General features: G+C 62.6%; 23 protein-coding genes. All 23 read left to right on the forward strand.

The annotated features are described in order from the left end of the window. The first annotated feature begins 61 nt into the window (after positions 1–61). The 23 genes from fliE (at position 62) to CRP40_RS02440 (ending at position 21,065) form a co-directional block, all read left to right on the forward strand. Positions 62–394 (forward strand): flagellar hook-basal body complex protein FliE, encoded by a 333-nt coding sequence (gene fliE / locus CRP40_RS02330; RefSeq protein ID WP_023533916.1) that lies wholly within the window; start codon positions 62–64, stop codon positions 392–394. Between the two features lie 15 nt (positions 395–409). After that, positions 410–2,188: a flagellar basal-body MS-ring/collar protein FliF gene (fliF, locus tag CRP40_RS02335; RefSeq protein WP_023533998.1), complete on the forward strand. Its 1,779-nt coding sequence runs from the start codon at positions 410–412 to the stop codon at positions 2,186–2,188. Next, entirely contained in the window at positions 2,181–3,200 is a 1,020-nt protein-coding gene (gene fliG / locus CRP40_RS02340) for a flagellar motor switch protein FliG (RefSeq protein ID WP_023533955.1), read from the forward strand. The genes fliF and fliG overlap by 8 nt, the downstream gene beginning before the upstream one ends. Positions 3,201–3,315: 115 nt before the next feature. Further along, positions 3,316–4,092: a flagellar assembly protein FliH gene (fliH, locus tag CRP40_RS02345; protein WP_027915949.1), complete on the forward strand. Its 777-nt coding sequence runs from the start codon at positions 3,316–3,318 to the stop codon at positions 4,090–4,092. Continuing rightward, positions 4,082–5,437 (forward strand): flagellar protein export ATPase FliI, encoded by a 1,356-nt coding sequence (gene fliI / locus CRP40_RS02350; protein WP_023533988.1) that lies wholly within the window; start codon positions 4,082–4,084, stop codon positions 5,435–5,437. The genes fliH and fliI overlap by 11 nt, the downstream gene beginning before the upstream one ends. A gap of 6 nt (positions 5,438–5,443) precedes the next feature. Then, positions 5,444–5,896, forward strand: coding sequence for a flagellar export protein FliJ (gene fliJ, locus CRP40_RS02355; protein WP_027915950.1), 453 nt, complete (start codon positions 5,444–5,446; stop codon positions 5,894–5,896). A gap of 132 nt (positions 5,897–6,028) precedes the next feature. Further along, entirely contained in the window at positions 6,029–6,334 is a 306-nt protein-coding gene (locus CRP40_RS02360; protein WP_027915951.1) for an STAS domain-containing protein, read from the forward strand. Positions 6,335–6,342: 8 nt separating this feature from the next. Beyond that, a complete protein-coding gene (locus CRP40_RS02365; RefSeq protein ID WP_027915952.1) occupies positions 6,343–8,034 on the forward strand; it encodes a fused response regulator/phosphatase in 1,692 nt (563 codons plus the stop codon). A gap of 48 nt (positions 8,035–8,082) precedes the next feature. Further along, the gene (locus CRP40_RS02370) at positions 8,083–8,430 is read left to right on the forward strand and encodes an Hpt domain-containing protein (protein WP_027915953.1); all 348 of its coding nucleotides are present in this window, start codon (positions 8,083–8,085) and stop codon (positions 8,428–8,430) included. An 89-nt stretch (positions 8,431–8,519) separates the two neighbouring features. Then, on the forward strand, positions 8,520–9,761 hold the full coding sequence (locus CRP40_RS02375) for a flagellar hook-length control protein FliK (RefSeq protein WP_027915954.1): 1,242 nt from the start codon (positions 8,520–8,522) through the stop codon (positions 9,759–9,761). Positions 9,762–9,922: 161 nt separating this feature from the next. Beyond that, entirely contained in the window at positions 9,923–10,420 is a 498-nt protein-coding gene (gene fliL, locus CRP40_RS02380) for a flagellar basal body-associated protein FliL (RefSeq protein WP_023533973.1), read from the forward strand. Between the two features lie 9 nt (positions 10,421–10,429). Next, positions 10,430–11,398: a flagellar motor switch protein FliM gene (fliM, locus tag CRP40_RS02385; protein ID WP_023533965.1), complete on the forward strand. Its 969-nt coding sequence runs from the start codon at positions 10,430–10,432 to the stop codon at positions 11,396–11,398. Between the two features lie 42 nt (positions 11,399–11,440). Further along, on the forward strand, positions 11,441–11,905 hold the full coding sequence (fliN, locus tag CRP40_RS02390; RefSeq protein ID WP_023533974.1) for a flagellar motor switch protein FliN: 465 nt from the start codon (positions 11,441–11,443) through the stop codon (positions 11,903–11,905). Beyond that, positions 11,905–12,354 carry a flagellar biosynthetic protein FliO gene (fliO, locus tag CRP40_RS02395; RefSeq protein WP_027915955.1) on the forward strand — a complete coding sequence of 150 codons (450 nt, stop codon included), beginning with the start codon at positions 11,905–11,907 and terminating at the stop codon, positions 12,352–12,354. The genes fliN and fliO overlap by 1 nt, the downstream gene beginning before the upstream one ends. Beyond that, positions 12,351–13,106 carry a flagellar type III secretion system pore protein FliP gene (fliP, locus tag CRP40_RS02400; protein ID WP_023533994.1) on the forward strand — a complete coding sequence of 252 codons (756 nt, stop codon included), beginning with the start codon at positions 12,351–12,353 and terminating at the stop codon, positions 13,104–13,106. The genes fliO and fliP overlap by 4 nt, the downstream gene beginning before the upstream one ends. A 21-nt stretch (positions 13,107–13,127) precedes the next feature. Beyond that, positions 13,128–13,397: a flagellar biosynthesis protein FliQ gene (fliQ, locus tag CRP40_RS02405; protein WP_023533926.1), complete on the forward strand. Its 270-nt coding sequence runs from the start codon at positions 13,128–13,130 to the stop codon at positions 13,395–13,397. 7 nt (positions 13,398–13,404) lie between these two features. Further along, positions 13,405–14,181: a flagellar biosynthetic protein FliR gene (gene fliR, locus CRP40_RS02410; protein WP_027915956.1), complete on the forward strand. Its 777-nt coding sequence runs from the start codon at positions 13,405–13,407 to the stop codon at positions 14,179–14,181. After that, positions 14,182–15,324, forward strand: coding sequence for a flagellar biosynthesis protein FlhB (flhB, locus tag CRP40_RS02415; protein ID WP_027915957.1), 1,143 nt, complete (start codon positions 14,182–14,184; stop codon positions 15,322–15,324). It abuts the gene before it with no gap. Between the two features lie 145 nt (positions 15,325–15,469). Continuing rightward, on the forward strand, positions 15,470–17,599 hold the full coding sequence (gene flhA, locus CRP40_RS02420) for a flagellar biosynthesis protein FlhA (RefSeq protein WP_027915958.1): 2,130 nt from the start codon (positions 15,470–15,472) through the stop codon (positions 17,597–17,599). Positions 17,600–17,610: 11 nt separating this feature from the next. Further along, a complete protein-coding gene (gene flhF / locus CRP40_RS02425; protein ID WP_027915959.1) occupies positions 17,611–18,921 on the forward strand; it encodes a flagellar biosynthesis protein FlhF in 1,311 nt (436 codons plus the stop codon). A gap of 93 nt (positions 18,922–19,014) precedes the next feature. Further along, a complete protein-coding gene (gene fleN / locus CRP40_RS02430) occupies positions 19,015–19,848 on the forward strand; it encodes a flagellar synthesis regulator FleN (RefSeq protein ID WP_023533996.1) in 834 nt (277 codons plus the stop codon). Next, complete coding sequence (gene fliA / locus CRP40_RS02435) at positions 19,845–20,585, forward strand: RNA polymerase sigma factor FliA (protein ID WP_023533945.1); 741 nt, start codon at positions 19,845–19,847, stop codon at positions 20,583–20,585. The genes fleN and fliA overlap by 4 nt, the downstream gene beginning before the upstream one ends. Positions 20,586–20,690: 105 nt before the next feature. Continuing rightward, positions 20,691–21,065, forward strand: coding sequence for a chemotaxis response regulator CheY (locus CRP40_RS02440; RefSeq protein WP_161780420.1), 375 nt, complete (start codon positions 20,691–20,693; stop codon positions 21,063–21,065). Positions 21,066–21,075: the final 10 nt, after the last annotated feature.

Consider the following 21,075-nt stretch of genomic DNA (forward strand, 5'->3'; position numbering starts at 1 on the left):
TTTACGAAGGCTATCCGCCGCATGACTGTCAAAAATATGCGGCCGCCGGAGAGAGAAGCTCATGACCCAAGGTGTTGAATTCAATCGTCTGATGCTGGACATGCGGGCCATGCAGGCCGATGCCATGTCGCTGCCGAAAGTATCAGCCGCCCCTGAGCTGGCCCCAGGGCAAAGTACCTTTGCCGACATGCTGGGCCAGGCCATCGGCAAGGTGAATGACACCCAGCAGGCCTCTTCGCAGTTGGCGAACGCGTTCGAAATCGGCAAGACCGGGGTCGACCTCACCGACGTGATGATTGCCTCGCAGAAAGCCAGCGTTTCGATGCAGGCCTTGACCCAGGTACGCAACAAGCTCGTCCAGGCGTACCAGGACATCATGCAAATGCCGGTTTGAGGGCAGACGTAGACCATGGCTGAAGCAGTCGTCGACAACGCGCCCGCCAAGGGCGGCGCGCCAGCGCCCAAGGCACCTCTGGTGCGCCTGGCGTTCCTGGAAAACATTGCGCAGATGCCCATGCTGCGTCAGATCGGCCTGATGGTCGGCCTGGCTGCCAGCGTGGCGATCGGCTTTGCCGTGGTGCTGTGGTCGCAGCAGCCGGACTACCGTCCGCTGTACCCCAGCCTGTCGGGCATGGACACCAAGCAGGTCATGGACACCCTCGCGGCGGCCGACATTGCCTACAACGTGGAACCCAATTCCGGGGCCCTGCTGGTCAAGGCCGACGACATCTCCCGTGCGCGCCTGAAGCTGGCAGCTGCGGGCGTGGCGCCTACCGACGGCAACGTCGGCTTCGAGCTGCTCGACAAGGAGCAGGGCCTTGGCACCAGCCAGTTCATGGAGGCCACGCGTTACCGCCGCAGCCTGGAAGGCGAATTGGCGCGCACCGTGTCGAGCCTGAACAACGTCAAGGGTGCCCGCGTGCACCTGGCCATTCCCAAGAGCTCGGTGTTCGTGCGCGATGAGCGTCGGCCCAGTGCATCGGTACTGGTCGAGCTCTATCCAGGTCGTGCACTTGAGCCCGGCCAGGTAATGGCCATCGTCAACCTGGTGGCCACCAGCGTGCCTGAGCTGGACAAGTCCCAGGTCACCGTGGTCGACCAGAAAGGCAACCTGCTGTCCGAACAGATCCAGGATTCTGCCCTGACCCAGGCCGGTAAGCAGTTCGACTACAGCCGCCGAATGGAAGGCATGCTGACCCAGCGTGTGCACAACATCCTGCAACCGGTGCTGGGCAACGACCGCTACAAGGCCGAAGTGTCTGCCGACCTGGACTTCAGTGCGGTCGAGTCCACCTCCGAGCAGTTCAATCCGGACCAACCGGCGCTGCGCAGTGAGCAGTCGGTCGACGAGCAGCGCGCTAGCAGCCAGGGCCCACAAGGTGTGCCGGGCGCGTTGAGCAACCAGCCACCGGGTGCCGCTTCGGCGCCACAGACCACTGGCGGTACCGCAGGTGCAGCGGGCGCCATCCAGCCTGGCCAGCCGTTGGTCGATGCCAATGGCCAGCAGATCATGGACCCGGCCACCGGCCAGCCGATGCTCGCGCCTTATCCGTCCGACAAGCGCCAACAGAGCACCAAGAACTTCGAGCTCGACCGCTCCATCAGCCATACCCGCCAGCAACAGGGGCGCATGACGCGCCTGTCCGTGGCGGTTGTGGTGGACGATCAGGTCAAGGTGGATGCCGCCACCGGGGAGACCACCCATGTGCCGTGGGCTGCCGAGGACCTGACGCGCTTCACCCGGCTGGTCCAGGATGCCGTTGGCTTCGACGCCAGCCGGGGCGACAGCGTGACCGTGATCAACGTGCCGTTCGCGCCAGACCGTGGCGAAGAGATTGCCGATATCGCGTTCTACCAGCAGCCCTGGTTCTGGGATATCGTCAAGCAAGTGCTGGGCGTGCTGTTCATCCTGGTGCTGGTGTTCGGCGTATTGCGGCCTGTGCTCAACAACCTGACAGGGGGTGGCAAGCAGCCTGCCCTTGAAAATGACATGGAGCTGGGCGGCATGATCGGTCTTGATGGCGAACTGGCCAACGACCGCGTCAGCCTGGGTGGCCCGACAAGCATTCTGCTGCCTAGCCCCACCGAGGGTTACGAGGCACAGCTCAACGCAATCAAAGGCCTTGTGGCCGAAGACCCGGGCCGCGTAGCCCAGGTCGTCAAAGACTGGATCAACGCCGATGAGTGATAACCGAGCCGTTACCGCCAAGCTGAGCCGCGTCGACAAGGCAGCCATCCTGCTGCTATCGCTGGGTGAAACCGACGCCGCGCAGGTACTGCGCCACATGGGGCCCAAGGAAGTGCAGCGCGTGGGCGTGGCCATGGCGCAGATGGGCAACGTGCACCGTGACCAGGTCGAACAGGTGATGAGCGAGTTCGTCGAAGTGGTCGGCGATCAGACCAGCCTGGGCGTGGGCTCCGATGCGTACATTCGCAAGATGCTCAACCAGGCACTGGGCGAGGACAAGGCCAACGGCCTGGTCGACCGCATCCTGCTCGGTGGCAACACCAGCGGCCTGGACAGCCTCAAGTGGATGGAACCACGCGCCGTGGCCGACGTGATCCGCTACGAGCACCCGCAGATCCAGGCCATTGTCGTGGCTTACCTGGACCCTGACCAGGCCGGTGAGGTGCTGAGCAACTTTGACCACAAGGTCCGGCTGGACATCGTATTGCGCGTCTCGTCGCTCAATACCGTGCAACCTGCTGCCCTGAAGGAGTTGAACCAGATTCTGGAGAAACAGTTCTCCGGCAATTCCAACGCCGCGCGCACCACCCTGGGTGGCATCAAGCGTGCCGCCGACATCATGAACTTCCTCGACAGCTCCGTGGAAGGCGCCCTGATGGATTCGATCCGCGAAATCGACAGCGACCTGTCCGAGCAGATCGAAGACCTGATGTTCGTCTTCAACAACCTGGCCGATGTGGATGACCGCGGTATCCAGGCGCTGCTGCGCGAGGTGTCTTCCGACGTGCTGGTGGTGTCGCTCAAGGGCGCGGACGAGCGGGTCAAGGACAAGGTGTTCAAGAACATGTCCAAGCGTGCTTCGGAACTGCTGCGTGATGACCTCGAGGCCAAGGGTCCGGTCCGTGTCAGCGATGTCGAAACGGCCCAGAAGGAAATCCTCACCATCGCCCGTCGCATGGCCGAAGCCGGCGAAATCGTGCTCGGTGGCAAAGGTGCCGAGGAAATGATCTAAGCGGCGAGCCGCCATGGGTCAGCGCAAGGCGATTGCGTCACGCACGCAATCTGCCTTAGCGTGCAGTCTTCGGCAGGCGGTATGGCGCCTGGCACCCTGATAGACAGGTTTTTGAATGTCGACCAAAGAACATCACCCCAGTGACCTGATCCGGGCCCGCGACCTCGAGGGCGTGGACGTCTGGACGTTGCCCAGCTTCGACCCCCAGCCCGCGCACGAGCCTGAGCCCGAACCGGTCGAGGTGGAGGAAGAAGTCGAGGAAGTGCCGCTGGAGGACGTTCAGCCGCTGACCCTCGAAGAGCTCGAAGCTATTCGCCAGGAAGCCTACAACGAAGGCTTCGCAACCGGTGAGCGTGATGGGTTTCACAGCACCCAGCTCAAGGTGCGCCAAGAGGCCGACGAGGCCCTGAAGGCGAAGCTGGCCAGCCTGGAAAAGCTGATGACCCATTTGATGGAGCCCATCGCCGAGCAGGACACCCAGATCGAAAGGACCCTGGTGCACCTCGTGTCGCACATGGCGCGCCAGGTGATCGGCCGTGAACTCACGAGCGATTCCAGCCAGATTACCCAGGTGCTGCGCGAAGCCCTCAAGCGCCTGCCCATGGGTGCCGACAATATCCGTATTCATTTGAACCCGCAGGATTTCGAACTGGCCAAGGCCTTGCGCGAGCGCCACGAAGAGCAGTGGCGCCTGCTCGAAGACAGCACCCTGCTTCCCGGTGGCTGCCGTATCGAGACTGCCCACAGTCGGATCGATGCGACCATGGAAACCCGCATCGAGAAGACCGTCGCGCAGTTGTTCGATCAGATGCATGACCATGCGCTGCACCCGGCAGCGCCTGATGTGAGCGTTGACCTGGACGCGCCGGTGGAGGACGCCGATGCGCCTTGACCGTACCAGCTTCGCCAAGCGCCTGGGCAGTTATGCCGAGGCCATCGAGGTGCCGGCGCAACCTGTGGTCGAGGGGCGACTGCTGCGCATGGTAGGCCTGACCCTGGAAGCCGAAGGGCTCAGGGCAGCCGTGGGTAGCCGCTGCCTGGTGGTCAACGACGACAGCTACCACCCGGTGCAGGTCGAAGCGGAAGTCATGGGGTTCTCTGGGTCGAAGGTGTTCCTCATGCCGGTTGGCAGCATTGTCGGCATCGCCCCGGGTGCCCGCGTGGTGCCGCTCGACGACGGTGGTCGGCTGCCCATGGGCATGAGCATGCTGGGCCGGGTACTGGACGGCGCGGGCCGCGCGCTGGACGGTAAAGGCGGCATGAAGGCCGAGGACTGGGTGCCGATGGACGGGCCGGTGATCAACCCGCTCAACCGCGACCCCATCAGCAAGCCGCTGGACGTGGGCATCCGCAGTATCAACGGCCTGCTCACCGTCGGGCGCGGCCAGCGCCTGGGCTTGTTCGCCGGTACCGGTGTGGGCAAGTCGGTCTTGCTGGGCATGATGACCCGCTTCACCGAAGCCGAAATCATCGTGGTCGGCCTGATTGGCGAGCGGGGCCGCGAAGTGAAGGAATTCATCGAACACATCCTTGGCGAGGAGGGGCTCAAACGCTCCGTGGTGGTGGCTTCGCCCGCTGACGATGCGCCCCTGATGCGCTTGCGGGCGGCCATGTACTGCACCCGTATCGCCGAGTATTTTCGCGACAAGGGCAAGAACGTGCTGCTGTTGATGGATTCGCTGACCCGCTTTGCCCAGGCGCAGCGGGAAATCGCACTGGCCATCGGGGAGCCGCCCGCCACGCGTGGCTATCCGCCTTCGGTGTTCGCCAAACTGCCCAAGCTGGTCGAGCGAGCGGGCAATGGTGAGCCGGGTGGCGGCTCGATCACGGCGTTCTACACGGTGCTGTCCGAGGGCGACGATCAGCAAGATCCGATCGCAGACTCGGCCCGGGGTGTGCTGGACGGCCACTTCGTACTGTCGCGACGGCTGGCCGAGGAGGGTCACTACCCGGCAATCGACATCGAAGCGTCCATCAGTCGGGTGATGCCCCAGGTGGTCGATGCCGACCACCTTCGCCAGGCGCAGAAATTCAAGCAGCTCTGGTCTCGGTTGTCGCAGAGCCGCGACCTGATCAGCGTGGGTGCCTACGTGGCGGGCGGGGACCCCGAGACCGACCTTGCCATCGCGCTGCAGGCCAGGCTGGTGGAGTTTCTGCGTCAAGGGCTGCGTGAGAACGTGGGCATGGCGCAAAGCCGCGATCAACTGGGGGCGATCTTCACGCCCCCGGCGGGCTGATAGGCCATGGCATTGCCCGGACGTGCGGCGCGCCTGGCCCCCGTGGTGGACATGGCCGAGGAAGCCGAGCGCAAGGCGGCCCAGCGCCTGGGCCATTTCCAGCAGCAGGTGGCCACGGCCCAGGCCAAGCTAACGGAGCTGGAGCGCTTTGGCGAGGATTATCAACAGCAGTGGCTCAACCGGGGCGGCCAGGGTGTAGACGGAAACTGGCTGGTCAACTACCAGCGCTTTCTCGGCCAGCTGGAAACGGCCATGACCCAACAGCGCCAGAGCCTCACCTGGCACCAGAACAACCTCGCCAATGCCCGCGGCACCTGGCAGCAGGCGTATGCGCGGGTAGAGGGCTTGCGCAAGCTGGTGCAACGCTATATGGACGAGGCCCGGCGCGCCGAGGACAAGCGCGAGCAGCGCTTGCTCGACGAGTTGTCCCAGCGGCTGCCGCGGCAGGGGCCGCTGTAGCTGGGGGAGCTTGATCTAGCCCCAGGTCTCTGCCCACCGGCCAATACGGCTCCCATCCCCGCTTGCCCCCTCGCCCCATCACTGCTACACCTTCATGGAGCCGCATCCGCCATCATCGAAGGAATCGCTAGCATGGCAGTGGAAACCGATGTCTCGCAGGACGGTAAAAAGCTGACGATCAAAATCAAGGGACGTTTCGATTTCGGCAAGCACCAGGCCTTTCGTGAGGCCTACGAACGCCAGCCACGCCGCCCTGACGCGGTCATCGTCGACTTGCAGGAGGTGACCTACCTGGACAGCTCTGCATTGGGCATGCTTCTGCTGCTGCGCGATCACGCCGGCGGGGACGAGGCGGATGTGCGGGTCGTCCATGCCAATTGCGACGTACGCAAGATTCTCGCCATCTCCAATTTCGACAAGCTTTTCGACATCAGTTGAGCGCACCGATGGCTGATGAGCTTGGGTTGACCGTGCTGGTGGCTGAAGATGGCGCGGCCGATCGTCTGCTATTGGCGCAGATCGTCAGGCGCCAAGGACACGACGTGTTCACTGCCGAAAATGGCCAGCAAGCCGTGGACGTGTTCAAGGCTCAACGCCCGCAAGTGGTGCTACTCGATGCGTTGATGCCGGTCATGGACGGCTTCGAGGCGGCGCGGCAGATCAAGGCCCTGGCTGGCGAAACCCTGGTGCCCATCATCTTTCTCACGGCACTCAACGAAGAACAGGCCCTGGTGCGTTGCCTGGAAGCCGGTGGGGATGATTTTCTGGCCAAGCCCTACAGCGCAGTCATTCTGGCAGCCAAGATTCGGGCCATGGACCGGCTGCGACGGCTTCAGGCCACGGTGCTGGATCAGCGCGATCAGATTGCGCGGCACCACCACCATTTACTCAACGAACAGCGGGTGGCCAAAGCCGTATTCGACAAGGTGGCCCATTCGGGCTGTCTGGACGCACCGAACATCCGCTTTTTGCAATCGCCGTACGCGCTGTTCAACGGCGACCTGATGCTGGCCGCGCTCACGCCGTCCGGGGACATGCGCGTGCTGCTGGGGGACTTCACCGGGCACGGGCTGCCGGCTGCCGTGGGGGCCATGCCGCTGGCCGAAGTGTTCTACGGTATGACGGCCAAGGGCTACGGCATGGCGCAGGTATTGCGAGAGATGAATGCCAAGCTAAAGCGCATTCTGCCTGGCGACATGTTCTGCTGCGCACTGCTGGTCAACCTGAGCATGCAGCGCGGCGCAGTGGAGGTATGGAATGGCGGCATGCCTGACGGCTTCCTGCTGTCTTCGGAAGGCCGGGTGTTGTCTGCGTTGGTTTCCAGGCACTTGCCGCTGGGTGTTCTGAGTGCAGAGCAGTTCGACGACCAGACCGAGGTTTGGCCGCTGGCGCCGGGCGAGCGGCTGCTGCTGATGTCCGATGGGGTGCTCGAAACCGCCGATGATCAGGAGCGTCTGTTCGGTGAGCAACGCCTGCGGGCGGTATTGGCCGACAACCGCAATCCCGCGCTGTTGTTCGATGAGCTGCTCGACGCGCTGCAACGCTTCGGTGGGCGGGCGCGCGACGATGTCAGCTTGTGTGACATACGCATGCTGGGTGCGCAATTGCCGCAGCCCATGGCGATGTTGCCTCAGGACCTGGGCCGCTGTAGCGCGATGGACTGGTCGCTGAGTTTCGATGTGAGAGGAGAAAGCCTGCGCCGTTTCAACCCGGTACCCTACCTGGTGCAATTGTTGCAGGAAATACATGGCCTGCGTTCATCGGCCGGCACCCTCTACAGTGTGCTGAGCGAACTGTACTCTAATGCGCTTGAACATGGCGTGCTGGGGCTGGATTCTCGGCTCAAATGCGATGCGCCAGGCTTTGCCGATTATTATCAGGAGCGTGCCAGGCGCTTGCAGGTGATCGAAGAAGGCTACGTGCGCATCAATCTTGCAGTTGAACCGCTCGCCGCTGGTGGGCGTCTGAAAGTGGAGGTCAGGGACAGCGGCGAAGGGTTCGACGTGCAGCAGGTGCTTGCGCAGCCATTGCCAGAGCAAGGCCTCAGTGGCCGGGGAATGGCACTGGTCAGGCGCCTGTCCACTGTGGCGCGCTGGACAGAGGGCGGGCGCTGTGCGCACGTCGAGTTCATCTGGTGAGTCCGCGTCGGGCTCTGCCATAATCTGACTTGATCAAGGAGCGAACAAGTGGCTGACATGCATATCGACCACAAGGTACTCAGTGACCTGCGTGAAATCATGGAAGACGGCTATCTGCAGCTGGTGCAGACCTTTCTGGACGATTCCGAACGGCGTCTTGGCCAACTTCACGCTGCCCGCAGCGCAGTGGAACTCGGCGCCGCCGCCCACAGTTTCAAGGGCAGCAGCAGCAACATGGGCGCCGTTGCGCTGGCAACTCTGTGCCAGGAACTCGAGGACAAGGCCCGCCATCCCCCGCTGCTGGGCATCGAAGACCTTATCAACCGGATTGATCTGGAGTTTGCCGAGGTGCAGCGCTTCTACCGTGCCGAACATCATCGGATATCGGCGGGTTAGCCCACGCGCTTGCCGCCCCCGTATGAGTTGGCGCGAGTTTTGCTGGGTAATGCCCGTGATCATTTTGTTTATGGCGCGGAGACTGCTCAATGCCTGTTGCATCCAACCCTTTGCTGCAAGCCAACATCAAGGCTGACGCAGCCCGTTCTGCTAGCGCCACCGCCGCCAAACCCCAGCAGACGCTGGGCGAGCAGGGTGATGGCTTCGGTCAGATGATGGCCAGGCAGGGGCGTGACAAGGTTGCCGGCGCTGCAGACAAGAACGCTTCGAGCAAGGCCGCTGAAAAGGCTGAAGCGGCCTCAAGCGGCAAAGGCAAGCCTGCCGACAAGCGCAGCGTTGCCGATGACGGCAATGCCTCGCCCACCGAGCACGCCACCCAGGCCGACACTGGCATGCGCGATGCCAGCCTGGTTGCCGGTCAAGTCACTGACGCGCAGCCTGGCGCCCAGTTGATCCAGGCCCAGGCCGAGGCGGTAGCCCCTGTTTTGCAGGCTGCCAATGATCAGCCGCCGTCCGAAGAGGCGCCAGATTTCGACCCTGCTGCCGATGCCCTGGCGAACTTGCCTACCCTGCGCCTGGCCCTGGAGCACAGTGCCCAAGCCAAGGGGGCCACCTCGGCCCATGCCGCAGACCCTGGTCAGCAACAGGCGCAGGCTGCGTCCGTCAATACCTTGGCGCAGGCGGGGCAAGGGGCCGAAGAAGCTTCCACCGACACCGGTGACAAGGCATTTGGCGCATTGCTCGAAGAAGGGTTGAAAGACACCAAGGGCGCCAACAGCGATACCCGAATCGATGACTTCGCCAGCCGCCTGGCCAACCTCACCCAGGCGGCAACGGCCAAGACGGCCAACGCCGTGCCGGTGAACCCCAACCCGTTGCAGCAGCCGCTGTCGATGAACCAGAACGCCTGGACCGAGGGGCTGGTGAACCGAGTCATGTACTTGTCCAGCCAGAACCTCAAGTCGGCTGATATCCAGCTTGAGCCTGCCGAGCTGGGGCGCTTGAACATCCGCGTCAATGTCGCCGCCGACCAGGCTACCCAGGTGACCTTCATCAGCGGCCACGTCGGTGTACGCGATACGCTGGACAGCCAGGTGCACCGGCTGCGCGAACTCTTTGCCCAGCAGGGGCTGGCCCAGCCGGATGTCAACGTGGCCGATCAGTCGCGAGGTCAGCAGCAACAAGGGCAGGCGGCGCAGGGGCAGGGGGGGAATGGTCTGTCCGGGGTGGCTGCGCGTGCAGGGGAGGGCTCGGTCGACGCAGCCGAGCGCGAACGGCCTGTGGAGCAGCAGGTCGTGATTGGGGACAGCGCTGTGGATTATTACGCCTGAGGCGGCTGAAGATAGGGTGACCGCCCGGCTGCCAATGCTGTTCATGTAAGACCGCTGGGGCCGTGTAATGGCCCCAGCCTGGACGCTCGCCTATTTGGCATAACACTTGCTCACCCCAAGCCATCTTCCCAGTTACTCCCGATGGACGACGGAATATTGGCATGGCGAATACCGAAGCAGTCAAAGACCCTGCCCCAAAAGGCAAACTCAAACTGATCCTCCTGGCCGTGGGTGGCCTGCTGGTGGCCGTGGGCATTTCCGTGGGCGCCACATGGTTCATCATGCACAAGAGCGAGCCTGCGCCTGCTGAGCAGGAAGGCGCCAGCACCACCAAGCCAGCGGCCATCTACGAAGCGCTCACACCCGCGTTCGTGGTGAACTTCAACCAGAATGGTCGCCAGCGCTACATGCAGGTCAGCATCACCTTGCAGGGGCGCAATCAGGCTGACCTCGATGCCCTTAAAGTGCACATGCCGGTCATCCGTAACAACCTGGTGATGATGTTCTCCGGGGTCGGCTTCGATACCCTGGCCAGCAGTTCGGTCGGCCAGGAAATGCTGCGCCAGAAAGCGACCGTCGTGGTGCAGGAAGTGGCCCAGAAAGAAGTCGGCAAGCCCGTGATCGACCAGTTGCTGTTCACCAATTTCGTATTGCAGTAGGAGCACGCAATGGCCGTACAGGACCTGCTGTCCCAGGATGAGATCGATGCCCTGCTGCACGGCGTCGACGATGGCCTGGTGCAGACTGAAAGTGCATCCGAGCCTGGCAGTATCAAAAGCTATGACCTGACCAGTCAGGACCGTATCGTCCGGGGCCGCATGCCGACCTTGGAGATGATCAACGAGCGATTTGCCCGTTATACCCGCATCAGCATGTTCAACCTGCTGCGCCGCTCGGCCGATGTGGCCGTGGGCGGCGTGCAGGTGATGAAGTTCGGGGAATACGTGCATTCGCTGTACGTGCCCACCAGCCTCAACCTGGTCAAGATCAAGCCGCTGCGCGGCACCTCGCTGTTCATCCTCGACGCCAAGCTGGTGTTCAAGCTGGTGGACAACTTCTTCGGCGGGGACGGCCGGCACGCCAAGATCGAAGGCCGCGAGTTCACCCCGACCGAGTTGCGCGTGGTACGCATGGTGCTGGACCAGTGCTTCATCGACCTCAAGGAAGCCTGGCAGGCGATCATGGAGGTGAACTTCGAGTACATGAACTCCGAGGTCAACCCGGCCATGGCCAACATTGTCGGCCCCAGCGAGGCGGTCGTGGTGTCCACGTTCCATATCGAGCTCGACGGCGGCGGGGGCGACCTGCACGTGACCATGCCGTACTCGATGATCGAGCCGGTGCGTGAAATGCTCGATGCCGGGTTCCAGTCCGATCTGGACGACCAGGACGAACGCTGGGTCAAAGCGCTGCGTGAGGACGTGCTTGATGTCGCCGTTCCGGTAACGGCCACGGTAGCCAGGCGTCAGCTCAAATTGCGGGACATCCTGCACATGCAGCCCGGGGACGTCATCCCAGTCGAGCTGCCCGAGCACCTTGTGCTGCGCGCCAACGGCGTGCCGGCCTTCAAGGCGCGCCTGGGCTCGCACAAGGGCAACCTGGCGCTGCAGATCATCGACCCGATCGAACGCCGCTGACGGCGGCCGCTCCCAACGAACTGAATGCCTGTCGAGGAAATCATGGCTAACGAAAACGAGATCACCTCCCCGGAAGACCAGGCGCTCGCCGATGAGTGGGCTGCTGCGCTGGAAGAAACCGGTGCGGCCGGCCAGGCCGACATCGATGCACTGCTGGGCGATACCAGCCAGAATCAGGGGCCCGGCCGCCTGCCGATGGAGGAGTTCGCCAGCTCGCCCAAGCCCAATGCCAACGTCAGCCTCGAAGGCCCGAACCTGGATGTGATTCTCGACATCCCGGTGAGCATCTCGATGGAAGTAGGTAGTACCGAAATCAACATCCGCAATCTGCTCCAACTCAACCAGGGTTCGGTGATTGAGCTCGACCGCCTGGCAGGCGAGCCCTTGGATGTGCTGGTCAATGGCACGCTGATCGCCCATGGCGAAGTGGTAGTGGTCAACGAGAAGTTCGGCATCCGCCTGACGGACGTGATCAGCCCCAGTGAACGCATCAAGAAGCTGCGTTGATGAAGGCCAGGGTGCGCGTCATCGCGGCGGTTGCTGCGGCACTGGCCAGCCAGGTGTGTCTGGCCGCCGCTACGCCTGCGGCGACGCCGGTCAACCCTCCAGGAAGCCTGGGCGGGCAGCTGGCACAAATGGTCTTTGGCCTGTTGCTGGTGGTCGGGCTGATCTTTCTGCTCGCTTGGCTGCTGCGCCGGATGCAAGGTTCGGCGGTCAAGGGCGGGCACGTGATCGACATCATCGGCAGCCGCGCCATCGGCCCGCGTGATCGGCTGCTGCTGGTGCAGGTGGGCAAGGAGCAGATCCTCATCGGTCATACACCTGGCAACATCGAAGCGTTGCACGTGCTGGCCGAGCCAGTGGATGTACCCCAGGGTGCCCGCCAGGTGACGCCTGAGTTCGCCCAGCGGCTGATGGAACTGATGGGCAAGGACCCTAAGGACAAGACCCGATGAGCGCAGCGCTGCGACTGTTGTTCACCTTGGCGCTGCTGTTGGCGGCGCCGTTGGCACTGGCGGCCGACCCGCTGTCAATCCCGGCCATCACCCTGTCCAACGGTACCGATGGGCAGCAGGAGTACTCGGTCAGCCTGCAGATCCTGTTGATCATGACGGCGCTGAGCTTCATTCCAGCGTTCGTCATCCTGATGACCAGCTTCACCCGGATCATCATCGTCTTTTCCATCCTGCGCCAGGCGCTGGGGCTGCAACAGACGCCTTCGAACCAGATACTGACCGGCATGGCGCTGTTCCTGACCCTGTTCATCATGGCGCCGGTGTTCGACCGCATCAACCAGACGGCCCTGCAGCCTTACCTGAACGAGCAGTTGACCGCCCAACAGGCCATCGACCGAGCGCAGGGCCCGCTCAAGGACTTCATGCTGGCCCAGACCCGGCAGAGCGATCTGGACTTGTTCATGCGCCTGTCCAAGCGCACCGACATCGCCAGCCCCGATCAGGTGCCGTTGAGTATCCTGGTGCCGTCCTTCGTCACCTCGGAACTCAAGACGGCCTTCCAGATCGGCTTCATGATCTTCATTCCGTTTCTGATCATCGACATGGTGGTGGCCAGCGTGCTCATGGCCATGGGCATGATGATGCTGTCGCCGCTGATCATCTCCTTGCCATTCAAGATCATGCTGTTCGTGCTGGTCGATGGCTGGGCCCTGATCATGGGCACGCTGGCCAGCAGTTTCGGTGGTGTGTGACTTTGCCTGGGAGGGCCGTGCATGACGCCTGAAGTAGCCGTCGACCTGTTCCGCGACGCCTTGTGGCTGACCACGTTGATGGTTGCCGTGCTGGTGGTTCCCAGCCTGCTGGTGGGTTTGATCGTGGCCATGTTTCAGGCCGCCACCCAGATCAACGAGCAGACCTTGAGCTTTCTGCCGCGCCTGCTGGTGATGTTGATCACACTGATCGTGGCCGGTCCGTGGTTGGTGCAGAAGTTCATGGAGTACATCACGACCCTGTACACCAACATCCCCCAGCTCATCGGTTGATGCGCGAATGCTTGAGCTGACCGACACGCAAATCGGCACCTGGGTGGCCACCTTCATCCTGCCGCTGTTCAGGGTGACGGCGGTGCTGATGACCATGCCCATCTTCGGCACGCGCATGTTGCCGGCGCGGGTGCGCTTGTACGTTGCCGTGGCGATTACCGTGGTCATCGTGCCGGCGCTCCCGCCCCTGCCGCCGTTCGATCCGTTGAGCCTCAAAGGGGCGCTGCTGTGCGCCGAGCAGATCATCGTCGGTACCATGTTCGGCTTGGGGTTGCAGTTGCTTTTCCAGGCCTTCGTGATCGCCGGGCAGATCGTGGCAGTACAGATGGGGATGGCCTTTGCATCTATGGTCGATCCTGGCAACGGGGTCAACGTCACTGTGATCAGTCAATTCATGACCATGCTGGTGAGCGTGCTGTTTCTGCTGATGAACGGTCACTTGGTGGTATTCGAGGTGTTGACCGAGAGCTTCACCACGCTACCGGTTGGCAATGCCCTGGTGGTCACGCATTTTTGGGAGTTGGTCGGGCGCATGGCGTGGGTGTTCGGCGCTGGGCTGATATTGATCCTGCCGGTGATCGCAGCGCTGCTGGTCGTCAACGTCGCCTTTGGCGTGATGACCCGTGCGGCCCCGCAACTGAATATTTTTTCCATTGGTTTCCCACTGACCTTGGTCATGGGCATGCTCATTTTCTGGATCGGCCTTGCCGATATACTGTCTCATTACCAGGCGTTGGCCAGCGAAACGTTGCTGTGGCTGCGGGATTTGGCGAGGGCCGGTTGAATGGCAGAAAGCGAGAGCGGTCAGGACAAGACAGAGGAACCCACCGAAAAGCGCAAGCGCGACGCACGGGAAAAAGGCGAAATCGCGCGTTCCAAGGAGCTCAACACGGTGGCGGTCACCCTGGCAGGTGCCGGGGGCATATTGGCTTTTGGCGGGTATCTGGCCGAGACTCTGCTGGAAATGATGCGCATGAACTTCAGCCTGACCCGAGAGATCATCGTCGATGAGCGATCCATGGGGGCGTTCTTGCTCACGTCCGGCAAAATGGCCATCTGGGCCGTGCAGCCGATTCTGATCCTGCTATTCGTGATTTCCTTCGTTGCGCCGATCGTACTGGGTGGGTTCGTATTCTCCGGCAGCTTGCTGCAACCCAAATTCAGCCGCATGAACCCACTTTCGGGCATCAAGCGCATGTTCTCCATGAATGCCTTGACCGAATTGCTCAAGGCGCTGGCCAAGTTCTTCGTGATCCTGGTAGTGGCGGTGGCGGTGCTGGCCAGCGACCGTCAAGCTCTGCTGTCGATCGCCAACGAGCCGCTGGAGCAGGCAATCATTCACAGCTTGCAGGTGGTGGGGTGGAGTGCACTGTGGATGTCGGCCGGGCTATTGCTGATCGCGGCCGCCGACGCCCCGTTCCAGCTGTGGCAGACGCACAAGAAAATGAAGATGACCAAGCAGGAAGTGCGCGACGAGTACAAGGACAGCGAGGGCAAGCCGGAGGTCAAGCAGCGTATCCGCCAGTTGCAACGCGAGGTGTCGCAACGGCGAATGATGGCGGCGGTGCCCCAGGCCGATGTGATCATCACCAACCCGACCCATTACGCCGTCGCGCTGCAGTACGATCCGGAAAACGGGAATTCGGCCCCCTTGCTGCTGGCCAAGGGCAGCGACTTCATGGCCTTGAAGATTCGCGAGATCGGCGCTGAGCACAAGATCCAGATTCTCGAATCCGCCGCCTTGGCTCGGGCGATCTACTACTCCACCGAGGTGGAGCATGAAATTCCTGCCGGCCTGTACTTGGCGGTGGCTCAGGTGTTGGCGTATGTCTTCCAGATCCGTCAGTACCACGCAGGCAAGGGTAAGCGGCCAGATCCGCTGAAGACCGACTTGCCCATTCCGCCCGATCTGCGACGCGACAGTTGACCTTGCGCCGGGGATGGCTGAAATGGCCGCCATAGGGCCAGCACAGGCAATATAAATTCTCCACCCGACAAAGTTGGAAAGCTTCTTGCAATGGCAGCGCCAGTCGCCTGACAGGCGTCAAAGTTTTGCAAGAAGAGGACTCGCGGTGGATCGCACTCAGTTAATCAGCAACGCTCGCCATAACCTGGCCGGTCTCGGGCGGGGCAACCTCGGCGTGCCGCTGTTGCTGTTGGTGATGCTGGCAATGATGATGTTGCCAATACCACCGTTTTTGCTCGACGTGTTCTTCACCTTCAACATCGCCTTGTCCATCGTGGTGCTGCTGGTCAGCGTGTACGCGCTGCGCCCGCTGGACTTCGCCGCTTTCCCCACCATCCTGCTGGTGGCGACCCTGCTGCGACTGGCCCTGAACGTGGCTTCCACCCGCGTGGTCATGCTGCACGGCCAGGAAGGGCACGGCGCCGCGGGCATGGTGATCCAGGCCTTCGGCGATGTGGTCATCGGCGGCAACTACGTGGTCGGTGCGGTGGTCTTCGCCATCCTCATGATCATCAACTTCGTGGTAGTGACCAAGGGTGCGGGGCGTATCTCGGAGGTCAGCGCACGCTTCACCCTCGATGCGATGCCGGGCAAGCAGATGGCCATCGACGCCGACCTGAACGCCGGCCTGATCGACCAGGCGCAGGCCAAGGCGCGCCGCAGCGAAGTCGCCCAGGAGGCTGAGTTCTACGGTTCGATGGACGGTGCCAGCAAGTTCGTGCGCGGTGACGCCATCGCTGGCCTGCTGATCCTGTTCATCAACCTGATCGGTGGCATGCTGATCGGCATGTTGCAGCATGGCATGAGCTTCGGTGATGCCGGCAAGGTGTATGCCCTGCTGACCATCGGTGACGGCCTGGTGGCGCAGCTGCCTTCGCTGCTGCTCTCCACCGCCGCAGCCATCATGGTCACCCGTGCCTCGGGCTCGGAGGACATGGGCAAGCTGATCAACCGCCAGATGTTCGACTCGCCCCGGGCCCTGGCTGTGTCCGGCGCCATCATGATCGTCATGGGCCTTGTGCCGGGCATGCCGCACCTGGCGTTCCTGAGCCTGGGCCTGATGGCGGGCGGCGGTGCCTACCTGGTGTGGAAAAAACAGCATAAGACCAAGGTGCTGGCCCAGCAGGAAGCGCAGCGCCAGCAAGAGCTGCTGCCGTCCCCGCAGAGGGCGGCCGAAACCAAGGAGCTGGGCTGGGACGACGTCACCCCGATCGACATGATCGGCCTCGAGGTGGGTTATCGCTTGATTCCGTTGGTCGACCGCAACCAGGGCGGGCAGCTGCTGGCGCGGATCAAGGGGGTGCGCAAGAAGCTGTCTCAGGACTTGGGCTTTCTCATGCCTACCGTGCACATCCGCGACAACCTGGACCTGCAACCCAGTGCCTATCGCCTGACGTTGATGGGGGTAATCCTGGCCGAAGCAGAGATCTACCCGGACCGCGAGCTTGCCATCAACCCAGGGCAGGTGTTCGGCAGCCTCAACGGCATTGCGGCTCGCGATCCTGCTTTTGGCCTGGAGGCGGTGTGGATCGACGTCGGTCAGCGCTCCCAGGCTCAGTCGCTTGGCTACACCGTCGTAGACGCCAGCACGGTGGTGGCCACTCACCTCAACCAGATATTGCAGAAGCATTGCCACGAGCTGATCGGTCACGAAGAAGTGCAGCAACTGTTGCAAGTCTTGTCCAAGGCGTCGCCCAAGCTGGCGGAAGAGTTGGTGCCGGGTGTCATTTCGCTGTCTGGTCTTCTCAAAGTCCTACAGGCTTTGTTGTCAGAACAGGTGCCAGTGCGCGATATTCGTAGCATTGCCGAATCCATCGCCAACAACGCGGCAAAGAGTCAAGATACCGCCGCTTTGGTCGCGGCCGTGCGCGTCGGATTGTGTCGCGCCATCGTGCAAAGCATTGTTGGCGTTGAGTCCGAGCTGCCTGTGATCACTTTGGAGCCCAGGTTGGAACAGATCTTGCTCAATAGTCTGCAGAGGGCCGGGCAAGGTCAGGAAGACGGAGTGCTTCTTGAGCCGAGCATGGCCGAAAAGCTGCAGCGTTCGCTGATCGAAGCCGCACAGCGTCAGGAGATGCAAGGCCAGCCGGCCATCCTCCTGGTTGCTGGCCCGATCCGCGCCATGCTGTCGCGTTTCGGTCGGCTGGCCGTACCGAATTTGCATGTGCTGGCGTATCAGGAAATACCGGACAACAAGCAAGTCACCATCGTTGCCACCGTGGGCCCTAATGGCTGAGGTAGTGGATAATGCAAGTTAAGCGATTCTTCGCCGCTGATATGCGTCAGGCCATGAAGCTGGTGCGCGATGAGCTGGGCGCTGATGCGGCCATCATCGGCAATCGCCGTATCGCAGGCGGGGTCGAACTGACCGCCGCGCTGGACTACAAGCTGTCCGCCCTGGCACCTCGGGTACCGAACGTCGAACTCGAAGAAGAGCTTCGCAAGACGCACACGCGCATCGCCACGGCCAAGGCCGAGCTCGATCAGCGCCCGGACAGCAGCGACAGCAATCGCCAACTGTTCGCCGGTCAATCGCTCACGGCGGCCGAGCCCTTGGTCGAGCCGCATGTCGATACCCCGCAGCCGGCCGCCACCGCAAGCAGCCAGGCCTCGGTGGACCCGCGCCTGTTCGATGCCATGCGCTCGGAGCTGTCCGGCTTGCGCGAACTGCTGGAAGTGCAGCTGGGGTCGCTGGCCTGGACCCAGCTGCAAGGTAGCAAGCCGCAGCAGGCCACGTTGTGGCGCCGGCTGCAGCGCATCGGCCTGTCTGGCCCCATTGCCCGCGAATTGCTCGAGCTGACCAAGGACATCGAGGAGCCTCGCCACGCCTGGCGTATGCTGCTGGCGCACCTGGCGCGCATGATCCGTACGCCTGACGTCGAACCGATCGAGGACGGCGGCGTGATTGCCGTCGTCGGCCCAGCCGGCATGGGCAAGACCACCACCCTGGCCAAGCTCGCGGCGCGTTATGTGCTCAAGTACGGCGCCCACAACCTGGCGCTGGTGAGCATGGACAGTTTTCGCATCGGCGCCCAGGAACAGCTCAAGACCCTGGGCCGGATCCTGAATGTGCCGGTCACCTATGTCGACCCCGGTCAGTCGTTGGCGGCGGCGCTCGAGCCGCTGCTGCGCAAACGCGTGGTGCTGATCGATACGGCCGGCCTGCAAGCCAGCGACCCGGCCTTGCGCATGCAGCTCGATACCCTGGCCGGTCGCGGTATCGCTGCGAAGAATTACCTGGTCCTGGCCACCACCAGCCAGAAGCAGGTGCTGACCGCGGCCTACCACAGCTACAAGCGCTGCGGGCTGGCCGGCTGCATCCTGACCAAACTCGACGAGTCGGCAAGCCTGGGCGATGTCCTGAGCCTTGCCATCAGTTTCCGACTGCCCGTGGCCTACCTTACCGATGGGCCGCGTATCCCGGACGATCTGCACTTGCCCCGTGGGCACCAGCTGGTCACCCGCGCGGTCAATGTGCAGCAGCAGGACGAGCCCAGCGAGGAGGCCATGGCCGACATGTTCGCTGATCTCTACCACAACCCACGGCGAGCGGGTTGAAAATGAAATGTGTGCAAGGTAGCTATGCCAAGGGGTACGCAGCATTGCCCTTCGTGTGGCATGAGTCCCAGCGAGACAAGGTAAAGAACAGACATGGGTAGCATGCATCCCGTACAGGTGATCGCCGTGACCGGTGGCAAAGGTGGCGTCGGCAAGACAAATGTTTCAGTGAATCTGTCTCTGGCGTTGGCCGAGCTGGGCCGCAGGGTCATGCTGCTCGACGCCGACCTGGGCCTGGCCAATGTCGATGTGTTGCTGGGCCTTGCGCCCAAGCGCACGCTGGCCGATGTCATCGAGGGGCGTTGCGAACTGCGCGATGTGATGCTGCAGGGCCCGGGCGGTGTGCGCATCGTCCCGGCCGCTTCGGGCACCCAGAGCATGGTGCACCTTGCGCCTGCCCAGCATGCGGGTCTGATCCAGGCGTTCAGCGAAGTCGGCGACAACCTCGATGTGCTGGTGATTGATACTGCGGCCGGCATCGGCGATTCGGTGGTCAGCTTCGTGCGCGCGGCTCAGGAAGTGCTGCTGGTGGTGTGCGATGAGCCGACCTCGATCACCGATGCCTACGCGCTGATCAAGCTGCTCAACCGCGATTACGGCATGAATCGCTTCCGGGTGCTGGCCAATATGGCCCAGAGCCCCCAGGAAGGGCGCAACCTGTTTGCCAAGCTGACCAAGGTCACCGACCGCTTCCTGGATGTGGCGCTTCAGTACGTGGGCGCCGTGCCTTACGACGAATGCGTGCGCAAGGCGGTGCAGAAACAGCGTGCCGTGTACGAGGCGTTCCCGCGCTCCAAATGCGCCTTGGCCTTCAAGGCCATTGCGCAGAAGGTCGACAGCTGGCCGCTGCCTGCCAACCCCCGTGGCCACCTGGAGTTCTTCGTCGAACGCCTGGTGCAGCCGACCAGTGCAGGTTCGATGTCATGAGCGCCAGCGGCTTCAAGATGTACAGCCGCGCCTCGAAGGACGCGCAATATGAGCTGATCGAGCGCTATGCCCCGCTGGTCAAGCGCATCGCCTATCACCTGCTTGCGCGACTGCCTGCCAACGTGCAGGTCGAGGACCTGATCCAGGCGGGCATGATCGGTCTGCTCGAGGTCGCCAACAAGTATGACGCCAGCAAGGGCGCCAGCTTCGAGACCTATGCCGGCATCCGCATTCGCGGCGCCATGCTCGACGAGGTGCGCAAAGGCGACTGGGCGCCGCGTTCGGTGCACCGCAACACCCGCATGGTCAGCGACGCCATGCGCGCGGTAGAAGCCAAAACCGGCCGCGACGCTAAAGATCATGAAGTTGCTGCCGAACTCAAGTTGAGCCTCGATGATTATTACGGGATTCTCAACGACACACTGGGCAGCCGCCTGTTCAGCTTCGACGACCTGTTGCAGGACGGCGAGCACGAAGGCTTGCATGAGGACGGCGTTAGCGGCCAGGCCGAGCCTGCCCGTGGGTTGGAGGAAGAGCGGTTCCAGGTCGCGTTGACCGAGGCCATCGCCAACCTGCCGGAGCGTGAGCGCCTGGTGCTGGCGCTGTACTACGACGAGGAACTGAACCTGAAGGAGATCGGTGAGGTCTTGGGGGTCAGCGAGTCGCGGGTCAGCCAGTTGCACAGCCAATGCGCCGCGCGCCTGCGCAGCCGCCTGGGGGAATGGCGGGCCCGTTGAGCCCGCCGCCGTCGTTGCCGTTTTCCACGTTGTACCGAATCGATTGAGTGCGCGCTCGGGGCCGAGCGCGTTTGAGACTGCTTGGAGGTCTAATTGGACAAAAACATGAAAATCCTCATCGTCGACGACTTTTCGACGATGCGGCGCATCATCAAGAACCTGCTGCGTGACCTGGGCTTCACCAACACCAGCGAAGCCGATGACGGCATGACGGCGCTGCCCATGCTCGAAAATGGCCATTACGATTTTCTGGTAACTGACTGGAACATGCCGGGCATGTCCGGTATCGACCTGCTGCGCAAAGTGCGCGCCAGCGACAAGCTCAAGAGCTTGCCGGTGTTGATGGTGACCGCGGAAGCCAAGCGCGACCAGATCATCGAGGCCGCCCAGGCAGGCGTGAATGGCTATGTGGTCAAGCCGTTCACCGCCCAGGTGCTCAAAGAAAAGATCGAGAAGATCTTCGAACGCGTCAACGGCTGAGTCACGTCAG

Source organism: Pseudomonas sp. URMO17WK12:I9 (assembly GCF_900230165.1).
In the GTDB taxonomy this organism is placed as follows: domain Bacteria; phylum Pseudomonadota; class Gammaproteobacteria; order Pseudomonadales; family Pseudomonadaceae; genus Aquipseudomonas; species Aquipseudomonas fulva.

Excerpts from the sequence above, each read along its gene's own strand:
- fliE (WP_023533916.1), top strand. The coding sequence starts at position 62 with ATGACCCAAGGTGTTGAATTCAATCGTCTGATGCTGGACATGCGGGCC.
- fliF (WP_023533998.1), top strand. The coding sequence starts at position 410 with ATGGCTGAAGCAGTCGTCGACAACGCGCCCGCCAAGGGCGGCGCGCCA.
- fliG (WP_023533955.1), top strand. The coding sequence starts at position 2,181 with ATGAGTGATAACCGAGCCGTTACCGCCAAGCTGAGCCGCGTCGACAAG.
- fliH (WP_027915949.1), top strand. The coding sequence starts at position 3,316 with ATGTCGACCAAAGAACATCACCCCAGTGACCTGATCCGGGCCCGCGAC.
- fliI (WP_023533988.1), top strand. The coding sequence starts at position 4,082 with ATGCGCCTTGACCGTACCAGCTTCGCCAAGCGCCTGGGCAGTTATGCC.
- fliJ (WP_027915950.1), top strand. The coding sequence starts at position 5,444 with ATGGCATTGCCCGGACGTGCGGCGCGCCTGGCCCCCGTGGTGGACATG.
- CRP40_RS02360 (WP_027915951.1), top strand. The coding sequence starts at position 6,029 with ATGGCAGTGGAAACCGATGTCTCGCAGGACGGTAAAAAGCTGACGATC.
- CRP40_RS02365 (WP_027915952.1), top strand. The coding sequence starts at position 6,343 with ATGGCTGATGAGCTTGGGTTGACCGTGCTGGTGGCTGAAGATGGCGCG.
- CRP40_RS02375 (WP_027915954.1), top strand. The coding sequence starts at position 8,520 with ATGCCTGTTGCATCCAACCCTTTGCTGCAAGCCAACATCAAGGCTGAC.
- fliL (WP_023533973.1), top strand. The coding sequence starts at position 9,923 with ATGGCGAATACCGAAGCAGTCAAAGACCCTGCCCCAAAAGGCAAACTC.
- fliM (WP_023533965.1), top strand. The coding sequence starts at position 10,430 with ATGGCCGTACAGGACCTGCTGTCCCAGGATGAGATCGATGCCCTGCTG.
- fliN (WP_023533974.1), top strand. The coding sequence starts at position 11,441 with ATGGCTAACGAAAACGAGATCACCTCCCCGGAAGACCAGGCGCTCGCC.
- fliO (WP_027915955.1), top strand. The coding sequence starts at position 11,905 with ATGAAGGCCAGGGTGCGCGTCATCGCGGCGGTTGCTGCGGCACTGGCC.
- fliP (WP_023533994.1), top strand. The coding sequence starts at position 12,351 with ATGAGCGCAGCGCTGCGACTGTTGTTCACCTTGGCGCTGCTGTTGGCG.
- fliQ (WP_023533926.1), top strand. The coding sequence starts at position 13,128 with ATGACGCCTGAAGTAGCCGTCGACCTGTTCCGCGACGCCTTGTGGCTG.
- fliR (WP_027915956.1), top strand. The coding sequence starts at position 13,405 with ATGCTTGAGCTGACCGACACGCAAATCGGCACCTGGGTGGCCACCTTC.
- flhB (WP_027915957.1), top strand. The coding sequence starts at position 14,182 with ATGGCAGAAAGCGAGAGCGGTCAGGACAAGACAGAGGAACCCACCGAA.
- flhF (WP_027915959.1), top strand. The coding sequence starts at position 17,611 with ATGCAAGTTAAGCGATTCTTCGCCGCTGATATGCGTCAGGCCATGAAG.
- fleN (WP_023533996.1), top strand. The coding sequence starts at position 19,015 with ATGGGTAGCATGCATCCCGTACAGGTGATCGCCGTGACCGGTGGCAAA.
- fliA (WP_023533945.1), top strand. The coding sequence starts at position 19,845 with ATGAGCGCCAGCGGCTTCAAGATGTACAGCCGCGCCTCGAAGGACGCG.
- CRP40_RS02440 (WP_161780420.1), top strand. The coding sequence starts at position 20,691 with ATGAAAATCCTCATCGTCGACGACTTTTCGACGATGCGGCGCATCATC.